Source organism: Morganella sp. Je.2.23, from assembly GCF_051129855.1.
Taxonomy (GTDB): Bacteria; Pseudomonadota; Gammaproteobacteria; order Enterobacterales; family Enterobacteriaceae; genus Morganella; species Morganella sibonii.
In genome coordinates this window covers 439,081-462,931 of sequence record NZ_JBCPSQ010000001.1, presented here as the reverse complement: position 1 = coordinate 462,931, position 23,851 = coordinate 439,081, and the positions used below count along the sequence as shown (strand labels likewise).

At 49.1% G+C, this 23,851-nt stretch carries 17 protein-coding genes; 9 read left to right on the top strand and 8 right to left on the bottom strand.

Annotated features, from left to right (window positions below):
- Positions 1-49: 49 nt before the first annotated feature.
- The gene (locus AAZR23_RS02170) at positions 50-7,465 is read left to right on the top strand and encodes a neuraminidase-like domain-containing protein (protein WP_434690259.1); all 7,416 of its coding nucleotides are present in this window, start codon (positions 50-52) and stop codon (positions 7,463-7,465) included.
- Between the two features lie 225 nt (positions 7,466-7,690).
- Here AAZR23_RS02170 and rseC read toward each other — a convergent pair whose 3' ends face one another.
- From rseC to AAZR23_RS02145, 5 genes are all read right to left on the bottom strand, one after another.
- Positions 7,691-8,158, bottom strand: coding sequence for a SoxR-reducing system protein RseC (rseC, locus tag AAZR23_RS02165; protein WP_046892569.1), 468 nt, complete (start codon positions 8,156-8,158; stop codon positions 7,691-7,693).
- Position 8,159: 1 nt separating this feature from the next.
- Positions 8,160-9,113 (bottom strand): sigma-E factor regulatory protein RseB, encoded by a 954-nt coding sequence (rseB, locus tag AAZR23_RS02160; protein WP_046892570.1) that lies wholly within the window; start codon positions 9,111-9,113, stop codon positions 8,160-8,162.
- Positions 9,114-9,115: 2 nt separating this feature from the next.
- Entirely contained in the window at positions 9,116-9,751 is a 636-nt protein-coding gene (rseA, locus tag AAZR23_RS02155) for an anti-sigma-E factor RseA (RefSeq protein ID WP_052927269.1), read from the bottom strand.
- 31 nt (positions 9,752-9,782) lie between these two features.
- The gene (gene rpoE / locus AAZR23_RS02150) at positions 9,783-10,361 is read right to left on the bottom strand and encodes an RNA polymerase sigma factor RpoE (protein WP_004236997.1); all 579 of its coding nucleotides are present in this window, start codon (positions 10,359-10,361) and stop codon (positions 9,783-9,785) included.
- A gap of 353 nt (positions 10,362-10,714) precedes the next feature.
- On the bottom strand, positions 10,715-11,458 hold the full coding sequence (locus tag AAZR23_RS02145) for a tRNA1(Val) (adenine(37)-N6)-methyltransferase (protein WP_434690254.1): 744 nt from the start codon (positions 11,456-11,458) through the stop codon (positions 10,715-10,717).
- A 150-nt stretch (positions 11,459-11,608) separates the two neighbouring features.
- On the opposite strand from AAZR23_RS02145, the gene srmB reads away from it, so the two are divergent.
- Positions 11,609-12,955, top strand: a complete 1,347-nt coding sequence (gene srmB / locus AAZR23_RS02140) for an ATP-dependent RNA helicase SrmB (protein ID WP_046892574.1) — start codon at positions 11,609-11,611, stop codon at positions 12,953-12,955.
- A gap of 58 nt (positions 12,956-13,013) precedes the next feature.
- On the opposite strand, the gene AAZR23_RS02135 is transcribed toward srmB, so the two are convergent.
- Together AAZR23_RS02135 and grcA are read right to left on the bottom strand one after the other, a co-directional pair.
- On the bottom strand, positions 13,014-13,835 hold the full coding sequence (locus AAZR23_RS02135; protein ID WP_434690251.1) for a hypothetical protein: 822 nt from the start codon (positions 13,833-13,835) through the stop codon (positions 13,014-13,016).
- Between the two features lie 159 nt (positions 13,836-13,994).
- Entirely contained in the window at positions 13,995-14,378 is a 384-nt protein-coding gene (gene grcA / locus AAZR23_RS02130; RefSeq protein ID WP_046892575.1) for an autonomous glycyl radical cofactor GrcA, read from the bottom strand.
- 345 nt (positions 14,379-14,723) lie between these two features.
- Here grcA and ung point away from each other — a divergent pair, with 345 nt between their 5' ends.
- A complete protein-coding gene (gene ung / locus AAZR23_RS02125) occupies positions 14,724-15,422 on the top strand; it encodes a uracil-DNA glycosylase (protein ID WP_166707403.1) in 699 nt (232 codons plus the stop codon).
- Between the two features lie 76 nt (positions 15,423-15,498).
- On the opposite strand, the gene grpE is transcribed toward ung, so the two are convergent.
- The gene (gene grpE, locus AAZR23_RS02120) at positions 15,499-16,077 is read right to left on the bottom strand and encodes a nucleotide exchange factor GrpE (protein ID WP_107678325.1); all 579 of its coding nucleotides are present in this window, start codon (positions 16,075-16,077) and stop codon (positions 15,499-15,501) included.
- Between the two features lie 100 nt (positions 16,078-16,177).
- Between grpE and nadK the strand changes: the two genes are divergently transcribed.
- The 6 genes from nadK to AAZR23_RS02090 all read left to right on the top strand — a co-directional run bounded on the left by nadK (position 16,178) and on the right by AAZR23_RS02090 (position 23,690).
- Entirely contained in the window at positions 16,178-17,077 is a 900-nt protein-coding gene (nadK, locus tag AAZR23_RS02115; protein ID WP_046892578.1) for an NAD(+) kinase, read from the top strand.
- A gap of 88 nt (positions 17,078-17,165) precedes the next feature.
- Positions 17,166-18,827, top strand: a complete 1,662-nt coding sequence (recN, locus tag AAZR23_RS02110; protein WP_166707402.1) for a DNA repair protein RecN — start codon at positions 17,166-17,168, stop codon at positions 18,825-18,827.
- Positions 18,828-18,949: 122 nt separating this feature from the next.
- Complete coding sequence (gene bamE / locus AAZR23_RS02105) at positions 18,950-19,336, top strand: outer membrane protein assembly factor BamE (protein ID WP_004241898.1); 387 nt, start codon at positions 18,950-18,952, stop codon at positions 19,334-19,336.
- A gap of 418 nt (positions 19,337-19,754) precedes the next feature.
- Entirely contained in the window at positions 19,755-21,026 is a 1,272-nt protein-coding gene (locus AAZR23_RS02100; RefSeq protein WP_166707401.1) for an MFS transporter, read from the top strand.
- Positions 21,027-21,257: 231 nt separating this feature from the next.
- Positions 21,258-22,652: a DNA translocase FtsK gene (locus AAZR23_RS02095; protein WP_434690243.1), complete on the top strand. Its 1,395-nt coding sequence runs from the start codon at positions 21,258-21,260 to the stop codon at positions 22,650-22,652.
- A 39-nt stretch (positions 22,653-22,691) separates the two neighbouring features.
- Positions 22,692-23,690, top strand: coding sequence for a DUF6896 domain-containing protein (locus AAZR23_RS02090; protein WP_434690241.1), 999 nt, complete (start codon positions 22,692-22,694; stop codon positions 23,688-23,690).
- Positions 23,691-23,851 lie beyond the last annotated feature (161 nt).

Below are 23,851 nucleotides of genomic sequence, written 5' to 3'. Positions count from 1 at the left end.
GGATAAATCACTTACATCAGATACTTTAACATTTATGAGGCAATCATTAATGGAAAAAATAACCAGAGTCCTTGAAAAGCTGAATCAGGGACGTACCGACCAGCCTCTCACCCTGACCGATTTTATGCCACTTTCCCTTGCCGAAATCCGTAATACGAGTCAGCTTTCACGGGATGAAGCACGGTTACTGTTCCGTGCAGCGCAAAAAGAAAAACAAAACAACCTGCTCTATACTGCACGGGCACTGACCCGCGCCAACCCGCTGCTGCGCAACGAGATGCGCCGGGCCCGTTATCACGGTGCCATGCCTTATAGCTATGATGATATGATTGTGCCGCGTGCCGATGAGTTTGCCGCCCCGGGCGCTGTCTCTTCCATGTTTTCCCCCGCCGGTTATTTGACTGAGCTGTACCGTGAAGCCCGGGGACTGCATCCAAAAGACAGTGACCATAATCTGGATAAGCGCCGTCCGGACCTGGCAAAACTGGTGCTCTCTCAGGACAATCTGGATAACGAAATCTCTGCTCTGTCACTGGCGAATGAGCAACTGGAAACGGCTCTGATGACACAAGCCGCCCAGACAGACAAAAGCAAATACTATGACGCACTGGCAACGTCCTGCAACAGTGGTGTAACGCCGTATAACCTGCCGTTTGAGGGAATGCATAACGCCCTGGCGCAGCGGAATTTTGTTCTGCCGGATAATATTCTCAGCACCCCTGCGAAGTTTGCCATACTGGCGGCATACAACGCCGGTATCTCACCAAAGTTGTATGCCATACTGACAGAGGATACAGAGTCATTAACCGGTTCCGATCTGAAAAAATCTCTGAAAAAAAACTTCCCGATGATTAAGATTAAAGACCTTATGACTCTGGATGCGCTGGCCAATTATTATGAGCTTCCGGCAGATGAAATTCAGGCCCTTATTGCCGCCGAAATAACAGGCCTGTTATCAACACCGGATATGTATGACGACGATTATAAACTGGTAATACCGGCAATAAGCACCGGCGGGAAAATGACATTCAGTGAACTGGCCAAAACACCGGATGATAAAAAACAGGCAATCTATATTGATTTAATTCCGCAGGGTGGTAATCAGTTTTTAGTTAATTTTAGTGTAACGGAAACCCTGAAAGACGCGACGCATTTTAGTATAGGCTATAATGAATCGTTTAATAATCTGGCAGATAAAAAGGGGTTTATTCCTCTGGCCGGGGAGCACTACAGTATCCCCGTCACACTGGATGCTAAGCTTTTAGAAGCAAAAACTAAAATCGGAATCACCAGAAAAAAACCTGAACCAGCCAGCGACGGGAACTATTACACCTCAACCACCTTCACCATCCGTCCCGATGCGAAACCGGGTACATGGCTCCTCAGACTCAATAAAACACTGCGTCTGGCAAAAGTCAGCGGTATGACCCCACGCGAAACACAACATGCATTAATCCACGAAAGAAATGATTCAGACGAATACGAATTACGCCGTTTCACCGAAACGCTGCTTTACCGTAAACGTTATGGCATTGATACTGAAACAGCATTAATGCTGTGTAACGCCGGTATCAGCAAAGTCCGCTATGACGGGCAGCTCAGCCATTTTGACCGTCTGTTTAATAATCCGCCGCTGAATGGTGTAACTTACACGTTAGGTGGTGACGACATTCCGATGGAACCGGATGCCAAAGACCCGCGTCGTGAAGTCCTGAAACGCGCTTTCCGGGTAGATAATACCGGTTTGTGGCAACTATTTGTTATCACAAATCGTAAAAACAAATCCAAAGCTATCGAAAACAAGACAGAAAAACTTCGTGGCCTGTTATTTGTTCGTCTGCTGGCGGATGTGCACAACCTGACAGTAACACAACTGGATGCCCTGTTGCGGATGTCCCCTTACAGCTCAATGGACGTTTACAATTTAGATGGCAAAACACGCCAGAAAATGCTCTCTTTTCTGTCCCGGATCACCCAATGGCTGAATACACAAAATATCACTGTTGAACAGCTGATGCTGCTGCTGAGTAAAGAATCTCCGGCGGTACCGACCAAAGAGATGCAGGTCCTGCTGGATCTCCTGCGTAACGGTGGTATTGATAAAACCGATACAGAACTGTATACCACCATGGCACCGGTGATTACTGCGGCTATGCAACTGGACGTCACGGAATCAGGGGAAGCACTGCTGCGCTGGCTGGATAAAAATCATCCCGCAGAGATACCCGCTACCACCGAAGCCCGGGCGCTTATTATCAAAAAAGATCAGACGGCCGGCGACAAGAAAAAACTGGCGGCCTGGTGTCAGGCACTGGCACAGCGTGCATTGGTAATTCACACCTTTGCACTCAGTAATGCCGAACTTCAGACATTGTCACAAGGTGCACCGGCCGGCATCATTACTGACCTGTATAACATCTGTGATTTCCATAACCTGATTAACCGCTGCGGTGAACAGGCCGGTACGGTACTGGATGCACTGCAAAGCAAGACACTGACAGTTAAAATTCTGGCACAGGCACTGAATCTGTCAGAAGATGTGATTACTCAGGCACTGACACAGGCCGGACAAAAACCGGAACTGACCACATGGCCACAGCTGGCGACATTGCCGCCACGGCTGGATTTGGCAGATACCCTGCATATCACCCCGAAAGATATCACCACTCTGCTGACAGTGTCTGAGAATGTGAAAGCTTCTTATGCAGATCTCTCCGCACTGACAGGATTGTTACAGGCCGGTCTGAACGAACAACAGACCAAACAACTGCAAAATCAGTCTGAACCGCGCCGCAGTGAAGCCCTCAGCGGAGAGTACCGCTCTCTGATCATGAATAATCCGGTGGCAAACCGTGATGATATCTGGCGTAATCTGCTGGTGGACGGAAAAGTCAGTGCTGAAATCACCACCACCCTGCTGGCGGATGCCATCGCCGGTATTCAGCTCTATATTAACCGCACCATTGCCGGTGATGAGCCGGGTGCAAACAGTGACGCTCTTGAGCGTCAGTTCTTTAAAGACTGGGATGCCTGTAATAAACGCTACAGTACCTGGGCGGGTGTGTCTCAGTTAGTCTATTACCCTGAAAACTTCGTTGACCCGACCCTCCGTATCGGTCAGACCGGGATGATGAACACCATGCTGGAGCAGCTTTCACAAAGTGAACTCAGCAAAGATACCCTGGAAAACGGCTTCCGCCAGTACCTGACCGCCTTTGAGCAGGTCGCTAACCTGAAAGTGGTCAGCGGTTATCATGATACTGTTAATATTAATCAGGGTAACACCTGGTTTATCGGTACCAGCCAGACTGAGCCGAAAAAATATTACTGGCGTAAAGCGGATCACAGTAAATGTCAGAACGGCCGTTTTGCCGCCAATGCCTGGAGTGACTGGAAAGAAATTACCTGTGCGGTGAATCCGTACGGGGATATGGTGCGTCCGGTGATTTTTCATTCACGTCTTTATCTGTTATGGATTGAAAAACAAGTACAGAAAGATAACACCGGTAAAGATACGGCATCTTTTACTCTGAAGCTGACACATATTAAATATGACGGCAGTTGGGCTTCGCCGTTCAGTTATCATGTGACTGATGACTTCATAACCGGCGGAGAAAAAAATGGTCTGTACTGTGCCGCCAACCAGGAAGATAACTCACTGCTTATTGCCTGCTATAAAAAAATAACAAAAAATAACACAGTCCCGGACGGAACCTTCGGATTCAATATTCTTCCGGATATGAGCCAAGAAAAAGAAAAAGAAGAAGATATAAAAAATATATTAAATAAAGTTTTCTATCAATTAGATACAGAAACTACCGTCAGGGTAAATACCCTTCTGAATAGTAAGTTCGCTTACGAATTTACCCTGGGATCACGAGACGGAAATCCGGCACTGAATCTTATCCTATCCCCTGGTAACTATTTCATCAGGAATGATGATAATAAAAAAACACTGATACTGAATCCTGATGCTTATATTACCATCGATTCCAGGAAAACATTTGATTATATTCCCGAACCTTTGCGGAGAAGATATATTAGTAGACTCATAATTACTGGCGCTACAATTTATAAACCGGAATCAATGGAAATAAAGCCTAACGGTGATAAGATGTCCGGCTCTATTAACAAGCTTGCCGTAGCTGGTATCAAGCCAAAAGAATCGGCAAGTGAGATAGCTCTTTCCATCTGTAATCTTACGCCGGAAGTTAATAGCATTATTCTGACAAGTAACACAACAAAACGGAGTTTCACTCTGGGTCTAAACGAAAAATCAGGGTCATGTTTTATATTTAATAGTACGCTTGAAGAAGAATTAGCGACAAATAGTGAAAACTATGCTATTTATACTGACGCAGCAAATACAGGTACACTCCTCTTGGGCGCCATGAAAGCTCAAGCCAAACCTATCCATGAAAATAATATCGAAATTACGTTTAAACTCAAGGAGAGTGAACTAAAAAAAATAAACGGTCATGACGCCGGGCTCACCCCTCCGACTTACCCGCTTAATTCAGAAAAAATACTGAAATTTCCGTTTGGGGAACAGAAAATAGCTCTTCCCGACAATACAGATATTAATAATCTGGAGATCACAGTAACAGTTAGTTTCAAAAATACAGATGTTCTTGCAGCTACTGCCACTTATAAGTTGGTTATAAAGAATGCTGTTTTAGATCCAAGATCCATATCCCTGTACACCACGCCGGATGGCGCTCAATATATGGAATGGGATGGTTACCGTACCCGGTTAAACACTCTCTTCACCCGCCAGTTAATTGAACGTGCCAATAACGGCATTGACGCAATATTATCCCCTGAAACCCAGTATCTGCCTGAACCGAAACCGGGACAGGGCACCTATGTCACACTGACACTGAACCCGTATAACCCGGATATTCATGGCACTGACCGGGCATTTACGATTTATTACAGCAATGTTGCCACGAACGACGGCAAATTTTCTGTTTACAGCGGCTCACTCAGTATTACCGATACGACAGAAGTAAAATTATTTATTCCGCTGATTAAAAACGCCGCGAGTCAGTCTGCTGATACGAAGTCGGATACTTTATATATTAATGCGAAATACCAGACAGGAACAACAAACCAGATCTGTCTTTACCGCACCGAGGCTGATAAAAATAATCCTGAAGGCTGGACATTGGATAAAAGCGTTAACAAGGGCACCTTCGCCGGCCTGGCAGAAGACGGGGTCTCCGGTTTATTACAATCCGGTGAACCGATGGATTTCAGTGGTGCCAATGCACTCTATTTCTGGGAATTGTTCTATTACACCCCGATGATGGCAGCAACGCGCCTGTTGCAGGAGCAGAACTTTACCGACGCTGACCGCTGGTTAAGCTATATCTGGCGCCCTGATGCAAATGGAGCCGGTGATTGGCGGGTACGTCCGCTGAAAGAAGACACGTCCTGGAATGCCGACCCGCTGGATTCGGTTGATCCCGATGCGGTCGCCCAGAATGATCCGATGCATTACAAAGTCAGCACCCTGATGAAATTACTGGATTTGCTGATTGCCCGTGGTGACAAAGCTTACCGCATACCGGAACGCGATACCCTCAATGAAGCGAAAATGTGGTATATGCAGGCTCTGGGGCTGCTCGGGGATAAACCTGTCAGCATTCTCAACAATGGTTGGGAAAATCCGTCACTAAGTAATGCGGCAGATAAAACTCAGGCAAAACAGTTCCATGACGAAATCAGCCGTATCCGCAGCGGCGGCCTGCTGCCGGATGTCCGCACTGCCAATACCCTGACCGGATTGTTCCGGCCGCAGCAAAACGAAAAACTGCTCGGCTACTGGCAAACGCTGGAAATGCGCCTGTTTAATCTGCGCAATAATCTCTCCATTGATGGTCAGCCATTATCTTTGCCAATCTTTGCCGCACCGGCAGACCCCGCCGCACTGCTCAGTGCCGCCGCCGCAGCATCCGGAGGCAGCAAATCTTTACCGTCTGCTGACATCCCGGCAATGCGCTTCCCGCAGGCGCTGGAAAGTGCCCGCTCGCTGACCGGGCAGCTGATGCAGTTCGGTTCCACCCTCCAGGGGCTGATTGAGCGCCGGGATGCGGAAGCGATGAGTGAACTGCTGCAAAACCAGGCCGGTGAACTGATACTCTCTTCCCTGCGAATGCAGGAACAGGCTCTCACCGAACTGGATGCCGAGAAGAAAACACTGGAACAGAGCCGGGCCGGGGCACAATCCCGCGTTGACAGCTACCGCGTCCTGTATGATGAAAATGTCAGTGCGGAAGAAAAACGGACCATGGATCTGTATTTATCTTCTTCTGTACTGAGTACATCCGTTGACGCACTGAATATGGCTGCCACCGTTGCCGATATGGCTCCGAACATCTTCGGCGTAGCCACGGGGGGCAGCCGCTGGGGCGGTGTCCCGAACGCAATTGGTTCAGGTATGAGCCTGGCGGCGTCTGCCACCAAAACTACTGCCGATAACATCAGCCAGTCTGAAGCATGGCGCCGCCGCCGTCAGGAATGGGAAATCCAGAAAAATAATGCCGAATCTGAAGTAAAACAGATTGATGCACAACTGGAAGCCCTGGCTGTCCGCCGTACCGCAACAGAAATGCAGTACAAACATCTGGAACTCCAGCAGGCACAGACTCAGACACAACTGGAGTTAATGCAGCGTCAATTCAGCAATAAAGCACTTTATAGCTGGCTGCACGGCCGTCTGGCATCCATCTATTACCGCTTCTACGACCTGACAGCAACCCGCTGTATGATGGCGGAAAAAGCTTACGCATGGCAAACCAACGATACTGCAACCCGCTATATCAAGCCGGGTGCATGGCAGAGCAGTAATGCCGGGCTGATGGCCGGGGAATCTTTGTTGCTGAACCTGGCAGAGATGGAGCAGGCATGGCTGAAACGGGATAGTCGCTCACTGGAGGTCACCCGTACTGTTTCTCTGGCAGAAGTGTACCGTACTGACAATGTCATTCTGGCAGTGAAAATTGCTGACCTCCTGAAAGGTAGTGGCAGCGGGAATACACCAGCATCAACCGGGCTTTCAATGACGGAGGATAAACAACTGCATGCCGCGTTCAACCTGCAAAAACTGGGTATTGAGGCAGACTATCCTGCCAGCCTGGGCAATACACGCCGTATCAAACAAATCAGTGTAACCTTACCGGCGCTGGTTGGTCCGTATCAGGATATGCGTGCTATATTCAGTTACGGCGGCAACTCGTTGCCGGCCGGCTGCAAAGCCATCGCACTATCCCACGGTATCAATGATAACGGCCAGTTCCGGCTTGATTTCAATGACGGCTACTGGCTGCCGTTTGAAGGTATTCCGGTGGATGATAATAACAGCCTGACCCTGAGCTTCCCGGATGCAATCGGTGAGAAGCAGAAACCACTGCTGCTCAGTCTGACCGATATCATCATCCATATCCGTTACACCATTTGTTAATTTTTATCCTGGCGACAAGTTGCGGGCATCAGATTGTCATCAATAAAAACAACCCGCAGTGATAAATAACAGCCGGTCATTCAGGCTGTTATTTTTTTATTCGTACTACAGACGGGTGGCTTTCCTGCATGGTGTCCTGCGGGTAAAATCACAAGACATTCTCGCGGTAAAAAAATGCCGGTCAAATCATGACCGGCATACTTTATAACGGGGGAGCTGAATAAATCAGGATTCACACATATCAACACTAAGCGCTGACGGCGGCAGGCCGATTTGCAGGATGACCGGCTCATAATCCTCAGAGCCGCTCCAGTGGCGGGCAATTTTACGCGCCAGCAGGAACCCGGCTGCACCGCCGAGAATCCCCCCGGCGAGAACCGCAGACTGGCTTTCCGCCAGTGCCTGCACCAGACCCGCACCGGCAAATAATCCCAGAAGCGGCGTCAGATATACCAGCATCGCTGAACGCAGCAGACTGCCTTCCGGTATCCCGACCTCCACTTTCTGACCGGTTACCAATGGTTCGCTGACCGGAATTTCGAGCTGGTGCTCTGCTTCCGGTCCCAGTTTATTCAGCAGATAAGAGCCGCATGCTGCCCGGGCTTTACAACTTCCGCATCCGGCAGATGAACCGTAACGCAGCACCGCGCGCCCGTTCTGCCAGCGCACCACGGTTGCCCACTCTTTGACCATATTAACCTCCGCTGAATGTCACACCATCTGCTATCTGCCGGGCCGTTGCCGGCGGCAGTTCGCCGAAGACGGTGATCTCATTATCACCTTTACGTATGGTGTACAGCGTACGCGAACCCTGACGCATTGTCTGTTGATTTTCTGGTGTCTTCACCGCTTTGGCGACATTCACTGAAAAAGAGAACAGGCCGTCGCTGAACATGACGGTTTCAACCCATTCCTGTTCACCCACCTGGCGGCGGTTACGGGTCATCTCTTTAAACCCGTTCGGGAGACGCATCACATCCCAGTCAAATTTGACCTTTTCCGGCTGAGGGATAGCCAGTACCGGCGGCATCGTGACGGACTGTACGGCTTTCAGCGCCTCAGTCACACTACCGTTATCCACGGAAGCGGACACCACACGGAACTGCTCAAGTGAGACATTGTTCTGATCCAGCAGATCCACCTGCAATGGCAGGCCGGTTTCTTCATCCGCGACCACAATATAATTGTAACGTGAATTATCTTTCGAGGTGATACGCACCACCCGGCCCGGGTGATCACCGATATGAATCCGTCCGACATCAATAAAATTATAATAGGCTTTCAGGGCATTGAAGTCCGCGAAAATAATCGACGGCAGATAATCAACAATGTGATTACCGCTCAGGCTGAATGAGTCCAGCCCCGGCTCATAATAGCTGATTTCCTGCCCGCGCTGGACGATTTCCCGCCGGGAGCTGTCCATCTGCATAATCTGGGCGACCGGCTGACCATCCATAACCGCATAGCGGTAACGGACAGGAGTGATACCTTTCGGGGAAATGGTAATAAAAGAGAGTTCATAACTGAGAGTGCGGGAAGCGTTACCCATATTCTGCAGCAACGCCTCAGCACTTTGTTGTGCTGAGGCGGGTGCTGCGAGTAACAGGCTGCCCGTCAGAAAAGCAACGGATAACCAGATTCGTTTCATTACTACTGCTGTGGTTGTGAAGACACGCGACCCTGTTCCGGGGTGGCTGTCTGTTTAACTTCAGGCTGACCATCCGTGTGTACACGGCGATCCAGTTCATACTGCTGGAAAATCGCATTCAGGCGCGCACCGCGTTCCTGATCAAAGCGGGTCTGCGGGGCAAGACCGGCACCATTTTTCAGATCCAGACTGACAGGAGATGCACTGCCCATAAAAGGTACGGTATTAAATGCGGAAGCATCACCGTTTACAACACTCTCTGTGCCGTCCGTATTATAGTGCTGAACACCGACAATCACGGCCAGTGATACACAGGCTGCCATACCGACCTGCGTCAGCTGACTTGCCCACGGTCGCAGTTTTGCCACAAATCCGTAATCACGCCATGTTTTCGGTTCAGGCTGGGACTCAGGGACCGCCTGAGGTGCGATATAAACCGGCTCCTGCGCCAGTGCTTCAGCTACCCGTGACGCAATATCAAAATGCATGACGTCCGGCAGGTCGCCGCGCATCGTATCACGGATAAGATGATAACCGGCCCACTCTGCCTGCAGATCTGCATCCTGTGTCAGTGCGGTAACCAGTTCACTGTCAAGAGTTTCTCCGTCCATCAGTGCGGAAAGTGTCTCTTTTTGCATGCCTACGTTCCCTTCAGTGTGATTTAAGTGCTCACTGATTTTGTATCAGTGGCTGAACTTTATTATCGATGGCTTCACGTGCGCGGAAGATACGGGAACGAACCGTGCCGACCGGGCAGTCCATAATCTCAGCTATTTCTTCATAGCTCAGACCATCGAGCTCACGCAATGTAATCGCCGTTTTCAAATCCTCGGGTAAGGAATCGATCGTGCGGAAAACCACCGCTCTTAATTCTTCAGACAACATTAAGTTCTCAGGGTTCGAAATTTCTTTTAACGCCCCTGAGGATTCAAAATTCTCAGCATCCCCGGCATCCACATCACTGGATGGCGGACGGCGCCCCTGAGCAACCAGGTAATTCTTCGCTGTATTGACCGCAATACGGTACAGCCAGGTATAAAATGCACTGTCACCGCGAAACGACCCGACTGCGCGGTAAGCCTTGATAAAGGATTCCTGCGCCACATCCGGAACATCACTCTGCGGAACATAGCGGGATACCAGACTCGCCACTTTGTGCTGATAACGAACCACCAGCATATTAAAGGCTTTCTGATCCCCTTTCTGTACCCGATCAACCAGCATTTGATCCGTTAACTGCTCGCTCATTCGCAGTGTTATCTCCCGAAGCTCAGCTTCACCATTCTCTTTCCTGTTTCGCTTCACTTCATGATGAGCAAGCGATACTTTGAGTCAGCTAAAATAGCGAAGTTCATTTTTCTTTTAAAAAAATTACAAAAAAGGATCCTTTTTGTGATCCTTATTACACATTTTGCGGATAATTCCTGCGTAATTACCCGCAGACCATTTTTCCGGCGATTAACGTTACAGATTACCACGTTTTTACCGGCAATCCCTCTGATAATCACGTAAAATTGCCTCAGGACAGTGTAAAAATCCTGTAAAATCTGCTTTTGACTGAAAAAACACCGTCATAACCATAACCATGACCATGGCACGATTCAGTATTTCAGATAAAAACCGGTAATAAATGATTTAAAATCAGCACTGTAATTTCCCTCTTCCGTTTTAATACTCATTGCTCTGTGCTGCGCACTGCACGGACGGCGGGATAACGCGATTAATATCCGGTGAAAAGGGGTATCCGGCTTATCTGATACCGCAATCTGTGTATGCAGAAACCAGTTCTGCTCACCGGCGGCAACGATAAAATCCTGCCCGGTGGTGTACGGCAGCACCACACAAAGCAAACCATCCGGCGTGATAAGCTGCGCCGCATGTTGCAGCAACTGAGGGTGATCCAGTGACGTGGTATAGCGGGCGGTTTCCCGGGCACTGTCACGGCAGGCAACCGCCGGGGCGAAATACGGCGGATTGCTGACAATAAGATCATAACGCACCTCCGGGGCGGTACGGATAAACTCACCGATATCCTGATGAAACACGCGCATCCGCGCTTCCCACGGTGATGCCAGAAAGTTCTCTGCGGCCTGAGCTGCGGCGTCAGCATCAATATCCACCGCATCAATCCGCGTATCCGGCTGCGAACGCTGTGCCAGCATCAGCGCCACCAGCCCGCTGCCGGTACCGATATCCAGAATATGGCGGGCGTTTTCGCACGGTGCCCAGCCGCCGAGCAGCACCCCGTCGGTTCCGACTTTCATGGCGCAGCGGTCGTGGGCCACAAAAAATTGTTTGCAGGCAAAACCACGGCGGCGCGCCGGCTGTTTTTCGTCTGTCATCATCACTGAACTGTTTGTCTGTTAAAATAAATAAATCCCGGCGACAGGATACGGACTTCTGCCCGCAGAAGAAAGTCCCGCACACCGGCAACTATTTTTGATGAAGATCCTGTCCAAGCCGTTTATAATCAGCGGTCCAAACAGAGGTATATAATGACTGCAACTACTTTTTCTGAACTCGAACTGAACGATGAACTGCTCCGTGCACTGGATGCCAAGGGCTATGAGCGCCCGACCGTCATCCAGGAAGCCACTATTCCGGCCGCGCTGGATAATCGTGATATTCTGGGTTCAGCCCCGACCGGCACCGGCAAAACTGCCGCTTATCTGCTGCCGGCCATTCAGCACCTGTCCGACTTCCCGCGTAAAAAATCCGGGCCGCCGCGCGTGCTTATCCTGACCCCGACCCGCGAACTGGCCATGCAGGTGGCTGATCAGGCCAGAGAATTCTGTCAGTTCACCCATCACGATGTTGCCACTATCACCGGCGGTGTGGCCTATATGAACCACGCCGAAGTGTTCAGTGAGAACCAGGACATCGTTGTCGCCACCACAGGGCGTCTGCTGCAATATATAAAAGAAGAAAATTTTGACTGCCGTGCGGTTGAGATCCTGATCCTCGACGAAGCTGACCGCATGCTGGACATGGGCTTTGCCAACGATATCGAAACCATCGCTGGTGAAACCCGCTGGCGGACGCAAACCATGCTGTTCTCCGCCACCCTCGAAGGACAGGCTATCCGCGATTTCGCCAAACGTATCCTGAACGAACCGGTTGAGATCGAAGCCGATCCGTCACGCCGTGAACGGAAGAAAATCCAGCAATTCTATCTGCGTGCCGATGACCTGGAGCACAAAAAAGCGCTGCTGGCGCATCTGCTGAAACAGCCTGATGTCACCAAAACCGTGGTATTTGTCCGTAAACGTGAGCGCGTGCGCGAACTGTCTGACTGGCTGCGCACACAGGATATCGTTTCCTGCTATCTCGAAGGCGAAATGGTACAGGCGAAACGCAATGAAGCCATCAGCCGTATGACCGACGGCCGTGCCACTGTGCTTATCGCAACCGATGTGGCCTCCCGCGGGATCGACATCGAAGATATCAGCCATGTCTTTAACTTTGATCTGCCGCGCACTGCGGATGTCTACCTGCACCGTATCGGACGTACCGCCCGTGCCGGACGCAAAGGGGTGGCCATTTCACTTGTCGAATCCCATGACCAGCCGCTGCTCGGCAAAATTATCCGCTATATTGAAGAACCGATCAAAATGCGGGTAATCGATGAGTTACGGCCGAAAACCCGTGCGCCATCGGAGAAAGCGACGCACAAGCCGTCGAAAAAAGTACTCGCCAAGCGCAAAGAGCAAAAAGCCGCTGAGACTGAGAAGAAGAAAAAAACCAAAATCCGCCACCGCGTCAGTAAAAATATCGGAAAACGACGCAAGCCAGGCGCAGAACACGCGGAACAGACTCCTGCGGCCGGCGAACCACAGGAATAAACGGAACTCCTTCTCTCTGATAAAAGAAAACGGACTGTCACAGTCCGTTTTTTTATGCTTACTCCCGGGTCTCATCCATCTGTTCCATCGCAGTAACCACCTGCGACAGGGTGTGTGCTTTCACACCGAGAACCAGCTTCTGCAATGCGGAATGTGCATGCTGCGGCGGATAATAATCCAGCGCTATCCGCTGCCCGAGCGCCTGCGGAAGATCAAGCCCGTCCTGAATATGAGTGAGCCAGTCATGCTCCAGCACATAATGGCGGATAAGTTCATCCCCGCGCTCCCGCGCGGTCAGCAAAGACACCCCCTCTTCCGCCAGCGTATTCTCCGCCAGTCCCGCCGCATTAAAGATAACCGCCGGCTGCTGAAGCACCACCGCACAAAATGAGGCCAGCCCGCCCCCGAGAGAGTGCCCGACAAATAACCACGGACACACCGACTGCGACAAGAGATGTGCTGCCAGTGATACCGCCTCCTGATACTGTCTTGCCGGTAATCCGCGGCCCTGGCGGATGTTGGTCATCATATCTGGCATATCATTACTGCCCGCAAACGCCAGAATACCGGTATTGCGGTAATGATAAATCATACTTTGCAGACCGGACGGGCTGCTTAACTGATCTTCCGTCAGCGAGAGAGAGGCCAGTGTCTGAGTATCAGAACGGCAGACTTCACCGATATCACGCTGACCGGGCCGGTAACTGTCAGAGCACAGCCGCGCCAGTGTTATATCATCGGGGAAACCATCCTGCCGGTGTCCGGCGGATGCAGACAGCAATAAATCCGCTGCGGTGACCTGCTGCCGCTGCAAAAGCGCCTGACAATGCGGCGTGGATGAGAAAGCCAGTAACTGCGAAAAATAGTGTTCGATCAACATAAGTACGCCTCCGTGGACACTGAAGGCTTCACTTAACGCTATTCTCTGACCAGCAACAATATCATTTTTTATCAGTAAGTTACCGGGATTCTTATCCGTCAGACATAAAAAAACCACGCCGGAGCGTGGTTTTCGGAACAAGGACTGTTGCCGGAACGATTACAGGCTGGCAGTAAAAGTACGGGCAATAACGTCGCGCTGCTGTTCAGGAGTCAGTGAGTTGAAACGCACTGCATAACCGGAAACACGGATAGTTAACTGCGGATATTTTTCCGGATGGTTAACAGCATCTTCCAGAGTTTCACGACGCAGAACGTTCACGTTCAGGTGCTGACCACCTTCAACACGGACGGTAGGCTGAACCTGTAAATTCACTTCACGGTACTCGAAAGGACCTAATGCGGAACGGGAAACAACATCACCGTCTGCATATTGTTCTTTTGCACAGATGCAGCGTACTTCGTCTTTGCTGTCATCCAGCAGCCAGAAAGAGTTAACCAGTGCAGCGTTGTCGGATTTAGTAATTTGAATACCAGTAACCATGATGACCTCCGGGTGATTCGTTATCAATTTATTGATTGCCATTTAACTTGGAATATTGGTCTAACCAATGTCTCTGTATCTTATATACCAAGAATACAGGGCCGATTCTTTGATATATATCAATAAAAATCATATCAATTTTTAGCCATCATGATAAAAGGCTGTTTTAAATCAAAATTTCATTTTTGCTGTTTTCAGGTTTTTTTGTAAAAAATCAGTCATTTTCTCCCTGCTGCCGCCGTTATCAGAACCCGGCCCGCAAAAAAATTCCTTCCTGTTTCCTAACAGCGGATAAGTCAGGTAAGCTGACGGCAACTCTTGTAATAAATGAAGGATAACGACACGATGTCTGCATCTCTGACCTGGCATGATGTCATCGGCCATGAAAAAACCCAGCCCTATTTTATTGAAACTCTTCGTGCTGTTGCCCACGAACGAGAAATTGGTAAGACCATTTACCCACCACAGAAAGATGTCTTCAATGCATTCCGCTATACTGAGCTGTCTGATGTGCGGGTGGTGATTCTGGGACAGGACCCGTACCACGGACCAAATCAGGCACACGGCCTCTCTTTTTCTGTTCTGCCGGGCATTCAGCCGCCGCCGTCGCTCGTCAATATGTATAAGGAACTGGAAGCAGACATACCCGGATTTACGCGGCCGGATCACGGCTGTCTCGTCAGCTGGGCGCAACAGGGGGTATTACTGCTGAATACCGTGTTGACTGTTGAGCGCGGCCAGGCGCATTCCCACGCCAAACTTGGCTGGGAAACTTTTACCGATAATGTGATTGCCGCCGTGAATACCCACTGCGACGGTGTCATTTTCCTGCTCTGGGGCGCACATGCCCAGCGGAAAGGTCAGTACATTGATCAGCAAAAGCATGTGATACTGAAAGCACCGCATCCGTCCCCGCTGTCTGCACACCGCGGATTCCTGGGCTGCCGCCACTTTTCAAAAACCAATGCGATACTGACAGAGCGCGGCCAGTCTCCTGTCGACTGGCAGCCGGTGATCCCGGCAGAACTTCAGCCCGGCGCATAATACGGAACAAAATACAGGTACAAAAATGCCGCCCTTGCGGCGGCATGTGATTACTGACAAAACAGGATAAAAATCCTTATTTGGAGACCATCACCATTGCCGGACGTAACAGACGGCCGTTTAAGGTGTAGCCTTTCTGCATCACAGTCACCACATGATTGGATTCATGATCAGCAGCATCCACCATACTGATGGCCTGGTGCACATCCGGATTGAATGGCACTTTCGTCTCTTCAACCACTTCAATACCAAATTTTTTCACCGCATCCAGGAAGGATTTCAGTGTCAGTTCCAGCCCTTCCAGCATATTTTTCTGTGCTTCATCTTCCGGATTCACCGCACTCAGCGCGCGCTCCAGGTTATCAATCACAGGTAATAATTCATTAGAAAAACGTTCTAATGCAAACTTATGGGCTTTTTCAACATCCTGTTCCATACGGCGGCGGTTGTTCTCAATCTCCGCTTTGGCGCGCAGCATGGCTTCACGTTCCGTTTTACGGGACTCTTCCAGTTCATGCTCCAGCTCCGCGATACGGATCTGCGCCGCTGCGGCGGCATCCGCCTGCTCCGCTTCCGGCTGTTCCGCCGCTGTGTTCAGGGTCTCCGCTGCATCTGCAACAGGCTCTTCGTGCGTTTTTTGTTCGTGACTACTCATAAAATCTCCGCGTATTTCGCAATAATCCTGATTCTTGTTTATTATGGGGATCAAACTCAGAGATTCAAGGGATTGGCGATTAAGTGAGGCTAAAACGCACATGCTGACGGACAATACCGTAAAAAATAAATCGTTCCGCTGTATCGGAATTGTCGGCCATCCGCGCCATCCTGAAGCGCTGGCAACACACGAACAACTTTATCACTGGCTGCTGAAGAAAGGCCTGCGCGTAATTGTGGAAAGTGATGTTGCCGCTGAAATGCGGCTGACCGATGCGGTCACCGGCACTCTGCCGGATATCGGGCAGCAGGCCGACCTGGTCATTGTAATCGGCGGCGACGGCAATATGCTGGGGGCCGCCCGTGTCCTCTCCCGCTATGGTGCGGATGTGATAGGCGTGAACCGGGGTAATCTCGGTTTCCTGACTGATCTCGCACCGGACAATGCGCTTCAGCAGCTTGATCGCGTGCTCACCGGGGAATATCACGTCGAAAAACGGTTTCTGCTGGATGCCGGAGTGCTCAGCCCCAACGGCAAACTGCGCCGCAGCACCGCGCTCAACGAAGTGGTACTGCACCCGGGAAAAGTCGCCCATATGATAGATTTTGAAGTCTATATTGATGAGCGCTTTGCATTCTCCCAGCGTTCCGACGGCCTGATCATCACTACACCGACCGGCTCCACCGCCTACTCACTTTCCGCAGGCGGACCGATTCTGACGCCGAATCTGGATGCTATCGCCCTTGTGCCGATGTTCCCGCACACCCTCTCCTCACGGCCGCTGGTGATCAGCAGCCACAGTACCATTACCCTGAAATTCCCGCAGACCAATATTGATTATGAGGTCAGCTGTGACAGTCAGATAGCCTTGCCGATACAGGAAGGGGATGTGGTCAGGATCAAACGCAGCAGTAAAACGCTCGATCTCATACACCCGGTTGACTATAACTATTTCAATACGTTAAGCACAAAACTCGGCTGGTCTAAAAAAATGTTCTGATTTTTTTCATTCCGCCTCTTTACCGGATGCAAATCCTGATTATACTGTATGTAAAAACAGGTATGTGTATATCCACAGGAGAGGCGGCATGTTAACCCAGCTCACCATCAGTCAGTTTGCCATTGTCCGCGAGTTAGAAATCGACTTCCGCGCCGGTATGTCTGCTATTACCGGCGAAACCGGTGCCGGTAAATCCATTGCGATTGATGCACTGGGCTTATGTCTCGGTAACCGTGCCGATGCCAATATGGTGCGCCCCGGCGCCAACCGCGCTGATATCTGCGCCCGCTTCTCCCTGAAAGATACTCCGGCTGCCCGCCTCTGGCTGGAAGAGCATCAGCTGGACGATAATCAGGAGTGCCTGTTACGCCGCACCATCAACAGCGACGGCCGCTCACGGGGTTTTATCAACGGTACTGCCGTACCGCTGTCGCAACTGCGTGAACTCGGTACACGGCTGATCCAGATCCACGGGCAGCATGCCCATCAGCATCTGCTGGACAGCAGCCACCAGAAAATTCTGCTGGATACCTATGCCAATCAGGGCTTACTGCTCGGTGAAATGAAAAAAGCCTGGCAGCAGTGGCATAACGCCTGTCAGGCACTGGCGCTCTGTCAGCAACAGGCGCTGGAACGGGAAGCCCGTCAGCAGCTGGTTGAATACCATCTGAAAGAACTCGGTGAATTTGAACCCCGTGAAGGAGAGTATCCGGAAATTGATACTGAATATAAGCGCCTTGCAAACTCAGGTCAGTTTCTGAGCCTGAGCCAGAGTACATTAAACATTCTCAGTGAAAATGATGAGAACAACATCATCAGTATGCTCAATCATGCCCGCCATGAACTCAGCGAACTGATTTCACTGGATGAAAGCCTGTCTCCGTTACTGACCATGCTGGAAGACGCCGCTATTCAGGTCGACGAAGCCAGTAATGAACTGCGTCACTACAGTAACCGTGTGGATCTGGATCCGAACCGGCTCTATGAACTGGAACAACGCATCTCCCGTTACATCAGTCTCAGCCGCAAACATCACACCACACCGGAAGAGTTATATGTCCTGTATGCTCAGTTGCAGGAAGAGCAGCAAATGCAGCAGGAAAGTGAACAGCACAGTGAAGAACTGAGCCGCGAAGCGGAACAATATTATCAGCAGGCACTGACGATCGCACAGCAACTGCACATGGTCAGGGAACACTATGCCGCAGAACTGAGTGAACTTATCACACAGAGCATGCACCATTTATCTATGCCGCACGGCCGTTTTACCGCAGATGTCATTTTTACCCCGGAACAGCTGAGTATGGACGGTGCCAGCAAAGTTGAATTTAATGTCACCACCAACCCGGGACAGCCTCATCAGGCACTGGCGAAAGTGGCCTCCGGCGGGGAATTATCCCGTATTGCACTGGCAATTCAGGTGATCACCGCGAAAAAAACCGATACACCGGCGCTGATTTTCGATGAAGTAGACGTGGGGATCAGCGGCCCGACTGCCGCCATCGTAGGAAAACTGCTGCGTGAACTGGGTGAATCCACTCAGGTTATGTGTGTGACTCACCTGCCACAGGTTGCGGGCTGCGGACATCAGCACTATTTTGTCAGCAAACACACCAACGGCACGGAAACCGAAACCGCCATGCAACTGCTGGATAAAAAAGCGCGGGTACAGGAACTGGCCCGGTTACTTGCCGGTACTTCAGTCACCAAAAATACCCTCGCCAGCGCAAAAGAATTGCTGGCAGCATGACAAACAAGCTGATTTCATCTAACTTTTATGCGATCCTGCGGTCATAGAAAAATGTAAAGGTTTTCAATTTGATTATTGTCGATTATCATCGTCACAAAGAATCCTAAAGGAATGAAATCACCATGCGTTGTAAATTGCTGATTGCCGCAACGACATCTTTGTTGCTGTTAACTGCCGGATGTTCCACCCTGGAGCGTGTTGTTTACCGCCCGGATATCAACCAGGGTAACTACCTGACACCGGCAGACGTGGCGAAGATCCAGAAAGGGATGACCCAACAGCAAGTCGCCTACACACTCGGTACCCCGATGTTGCGTGACCCGTTCGGAACACAGACCTGGTACTATGTCTTCCGCCGTGAACCTGGCCATGAGCCGGTTAAACAGGAAACACTGACGCTGGTCTTTGACTCCGCCGGCACACTGAGCCAAATCACGAACACCAATTACAAACCGGACGGCGGTGACGAAACAGCAAGTGAAATCGCCAGCGAGACTGTCACTGACTGATTGTCAGCAGTCACGCTGAAACAACGTGTGGTAAGTAACAAAAAACCCGCCGGGACACATCGTGGATCTGCGGGTTTTGTTTATTTCAGCTATCCCGGTTTACTGTTGTATCGTCCCCTGCGGCACATAATCCATTCATTGAATTTATAACGAATAATTATTCATAACCATGATTTATCACTCTCCGCAATTATCCGTATCCGGCCCTGATAATTATAATGATACTCAAGCATTACTTTGCTTATATTTCCGTAAATTAGCGGGAAACAGCGTGCTATTTATGATAGCCACATTAAAAAAATGGATATAAATCATTAGTATAATTAACTTTTCAGAAATATCTCACTGACCGATAGTATCGTGCTAGTATTCACGATTATTTCATTTTCACGCATGTTTAATAAGTAAGGTTAATGGCATGTCTAATCGCTTAAAGCTACAGGACGGAAAAACGCTGACTCTTGCGTCTTTGGGTGGTGCGCTGGAATTTTACGACTTTATCGTATTTCTCACCTTCGCTCCCTTTTTGCAGACACTTTTCTTTCCGAGTGACTCACCGCTGCTTTCGAGCATCATGACCTATCTGACCTACGCGGTCGCTTATTTTGTCCGCCCGCTCAGCGGCGTGGTAATGGCTCACTTCGGCGACCTGATCGGCCGCAAGAAAATGTTTATGCTCTCCCTGTTTCTGATGGCTATCCCGACTCTGCTGATCGGCCTGCTGCCGACCTATGAGCAAATTGGCTATGCCGCACCGGTATTACTGCTGATTATGCGTCTGTTACAGGGGATCGCATTAGGCGGGGAAGTTCCCAGCGCTCATGTCTTTGTCACCGAGCATGTCCCGCAAAATCGTCTCGGCCTGGCAAACAGTATGATTGCCAGCGGTCTGACATTCGGCGTGGTGATCGGCCACTTCGCGGCCTACCTGATTTACACCAACTTCAGCCATGATCAGATCTTAAGTTTTGCATGGCGTTATCCGTTTATCTGCGGTGGTGTTTTAGGTCTGATTGCCGTGTATTTACGCCGCTACCTGCGCGAAACGCCGGTATTTCTGGAAATGAAAAAGCGTAAAGAACTGATTGATATGCCAATCAAAGAGGTGCTGAAAAGCTATAAACCCGCAACCATGATCTCCATTCTTGCCACGTGGCTGCTGACCACCGGTGTGGTTCTGGTCGTTCTGGCGCCGAACCTGATGAAATCCGATATCTTTAAAATCGACCCGGAATTTGTCAGTAAAATCGCCATCCTCGCTACCGTGATGAATATGGTCGGCAGTATTATTGCAGGGATTGTGTCCGACAAACTCGGTATCCGCAAAACCGTGGTGATATACAGCATCCTGCTCGCCGCCACCAGCTACGCCTTCTTTAATTCCCTGAGCAGTGGTGACCACACCACTATCGGCTTCTTATATTCCCTGGCCGCCCTGTTCCTGGGTCTGGTTGCCTGTGTACCGATTATTATTATCAAGCTGTTCCCGGCCAATATCCGCTTAAGCGGCATCGGGTTCTCTTATAACATCGGTAACGCCCTATTCGCCGGGCTGACCACATTTACCGTACCGGTTATCGCCGAACACGTTAACCCGATGTTTATCGCTTACTATATTCTGTTCCTCTGCGCTCTCGGATTGTTTATCAGTTTCTGCCTCGGCAGAAAATCCATGAAGTTTTATGTCTGACAGCTATATCTGATAATAAAGCGCAACAATAAAAAAAACGGGGAAAGTTCCCCGTTTTTTTATATCTCTGCATATCGTTTTACCGTCAAATTCTGAAATATAACGATATACCCATCCCCTGTAGTACCACTTTTCACCTTAATTATTCTCTCAGATATAGTGTCTTGCCTTTCCCCAAAAAGAATGGAACCATCACTGTAAGTTAATATTCTCTCTGATTAAGGATAAACAGTGACACAATCACCGGCTGTTGCAGAAAATACCGCAGCGCTAATCGCATCCTGCTTATTAAAATATCGTCTTAAATCGGCAGTGGTGAATTATTCAGAAGGATCGATGTTTACACTCTTTCGGCTTGCACCTTCCCCCGGGATACGCAGTTCACAAATTTCCGCCCTCATTCCTGAATTATGCCGCTCTCTGAATGTAACCGAAATCCGGTTGATTGATTTTATTCCCGGAACACCTTATATAGGATTGCTTGTAAAAAATGAGTTCCGGAAAATCATCTCCTTCAGCCACTGTTTCAATAAGTGGACAAAAAATATATCGCTGCCTCAACTTTCGGTGATGACGGGAGAAAATATAACCGGAGAGCCTGTCAGTCTGGATTTAACACAATTACCGCACCTGTTGATCGCCGGAACAACCGGTTCAGGCAAATCCATGCTGATGCATTCCCTGATACTGAGTCTGCTGTACCGGACATCTCCTGCGAATGTCCGGCTGGTGCTGTGTGATGCTCACCACCCTGAACTCAGCCTTTACCGTGATACGCCGCATTTACTTTTTCCTGTTCTGTCTGACAGCACTAAAATAACCGAAGCTCTGCATTTTCTGACCACAGAAGCAGAAATACGACGCAAACACTTCTCTGCAATAAATGCCCCTGACCTCCGGCGTTATAATGAAAAAGTCGCACTGGCAGAATCATTCGGAAGACCCATTCCGGATCCATTTGCGCGGCCGGAAGACTATACGACTGAACATCCCTGTTTGGGCCATAAACCCGCCATTGTGATTTGTATCGAAAATGCCGTTCAGTTGATTAATGATCACAGCAATATTGAAGATTTAATATTGCCTCTGCTGCAACAGGGAGCAATGACCGGTATTCATTTATTGCTCACAACACGCAGTCCGCTGCCGACAAAAATAAACCAGCAACTTAAATTTTATATCCCTGCCCGCATTGCAATGACGGTGACTTCCAAAGCGGACTCTCATTTTATTATCGGGCAACATGGCGCTGAAATATTATCCGGAAATGGTGATATGTTGCTTATCACCGCTGACTCCGCAGAGCCTAAGCGCATTCAGGGAGCGTATATCAGCAACAGCGATATACATAATGCCGTTGATTACTGCAAGAAATGGGGGAATGTCAGTTATATTAATACCGGAAAAACAGTTGTACAGGACACCTGTGATTTGGATCCTCTGTTTGACCTGGCTGTTCAGTTTGTCGCAAAAAAACAACAGGTTTCGATATCTGCCATTCAGCGGGAATTCCGCATTGGTTACAATCGCGCAGCCAAAATTGTTGAGGAAATGGAAGAGTCGGGAATCATCAGCGAACCATTTTCAGACGGAAGGCGGGCGATTTTAGTTCCGGGGATTTTGTGATTATATCATTTGTCAAACAGGATAATGTGAGCTTGTGACATGAATAAAAATCTTTATCGCTTGATTGTTGAGTTTCAAAATAATGTCCGGGCTGCTTTAAAGCTCATGTATCGGTCCGGCATTAAAATGCCGTCAAGCCGCTGTGAATGGATTCAATATAGTATACCCGATTCTGGTGAGTTAGATGGTGGCATTAAATATTATAAACATGGCACCGGATGCCTCGTGAAACTAAATTCAGGGTATATAGATTTTGATTTTGGGGAGCGGGGAGAAGCAGGCGGTTTTAATTCCTGGTGGTTAACCTGCTTTGCGGGAAAAAATATAGCAGCTTACGGTTTCAGAAATTATGATGATATTGCTGAGCATCTGAACAAAGCGTTAAGTGACGGAGAACTGATTTGCCCGGATCATGATCTTTGCTATATTGCTAACGTTCCATATACCTACGCTACAGACATAGACTGCAGAGAGCCGGGGGATATGCTTCCATGCCGTAATCACGATCTCATACTCACACTTCAGGTTCATTACTTCGAAACAGCTGAACTCATGTTTAAAAATTACAATAAGCTCAATCAGAAAATGAAAAAAAATGGCCATCTGAGCCTGCGTGAAAAATCTGATACAAGAATTTATCTTTCTGCATGGTTAGGTTTTTTAGGTGTGGTCTGCGAGGGATTTCGAAAATTAAATATACGAGTCTTACTTGATAAAGATCGCCCTGCCAACTTTAAAGACTTATTACCAATTTCGGATAGCATCGGAAAGTTGATGAAAGAAAACTCGGATCCACTTCGTATATTCAGAAATAATATTTTTCATCTCAGGGAAGATACTAAATTTGCTTACCATTTTTTTGATCCGGAAGTTGAACGTCTTTCATGGGCATGTGAGTTACATTTTCTGCTTACAAAGTTTTTCTCTCAGTACAGAGTCTGTTGTGAAGTACATTATGTATTTAATGGGCGAAAAGGTGAGAGCGATTTGATAAAGAAAAAAGCAATACGCCGTAAAAAAAACACCTCTGAATATTGACGGCTTATACCAATGAATTACACTATTTACTTTACCTTAAAACCATATTCCCCTTTCGTTTGAATCCAAATTTCATTATATGTACACGTATTATAGTATTTTTTCTCCGGCAATAAATGACTGTTCAGTGATAGCTGTTTTACTAAGTACCTGTCAGATAC

Coding starts and splice junctions, on each gene's coding strand:
- AAZR23_RS02135 (WP_434690251.1), bottom strand. CDS start 13,835: ATGTTGATCGAACACTATTTTTCGCAGTTACTGGCTTTCTCATCCACG.
- nadK (WP_046892578.1), top strand. CDS start 16,178: ATGCTGACGGACAATACCGTAAAAAATAAATCGTTCCGCTGTATCGGA.
- rseC (WP_046892569.1), bottom strand. CDS start 8,158: ATGGTCAAAGAGTGGGCAACCGTGGTGCGCTGGCAGAACGGGCGCGCG.
- bamE (WP_004241898.1), top strand. CDS start 18,950: ATGCGTTGTAAATTGCTGATTGCCGCAACGACATCTTTGTTGCTGTTA.
- grpE (WP_107678325.1), bottom strand. CDS start 16,077: ATGAGTAGTCACGAACAAAAAACGCACGAAGAGCCTGTTGCAGATGCA.
- srmB (WP_046892574.1), top strand. CDS start 11,609: ATGACTGCAACTACTTTTTCTGAACTCGAACTGAACGATGAACTGCTC.
- AAZR23_RS02170 (WP_434690259.1), top strand. CDS start 50: ATGGAAAAAATAACCAGAGTCCTTGAAAAGCTGAATCAGGGACGTACC.
- rpoE (WP_004236997.1), bottom strand. CDS start 10,361: ATGAGCGAGCAGTTAACGGATCAAATGCTGGTTGATCGGGTACAGAAA.
- grcA (WP_046892575.1), bottom strand. CDS start 14,378: ATGGTTACTGGTATTCAAATTACTAAATCCGACAACGCTGCACTGGTT.
- rseB (WP_046892570.1), bottom strand. CDS start 9,113: ATGAAACGAATCTGGTTATCCGTTGCTTTTCTGACGGGCAGCCTGTTA.
- AAZR23_RS02145 (WP_434690254.1), bottom strand. CDS start 11,458: ATGATGACAGACGAAAAACAGCCGGCGCGCCGCCGTGGTTTTGCCTGC.
- ung (WP_166707403.1), top strand. CDS start 14,724: ATGTCTGCATCTCTGACCTGGCATGATGTCATCGGCCATGAAAAAACC.
- AAZR23_RS02090 (WP_434690241.1), top strand. CDS start 22,692: ATGAATAAAAATCTTTATCGCTTGATTGTTGAGTTTCAAAATAATGTC.
- recN (WP_166707402.1), top strand. CDS start 17,166: ATGTTAACCCAGCTCACCATCAGTCAGTTTGCCATTGTCCGCGAGTTA.
- rseA (WP_052927269.1), bottom strand. CDS start 9,751: ATGCAAAAAGAGACACTTTCCGCACTGATGGACGGAGAAACTCTTGAC.
- AAZR23_RS02100 (WP_166707401.1), top strand. CDS start 19,755: ATGTCTAATCGCTTAAAGCTACAGGACGGAAAAACGCTGACTCTTGCG.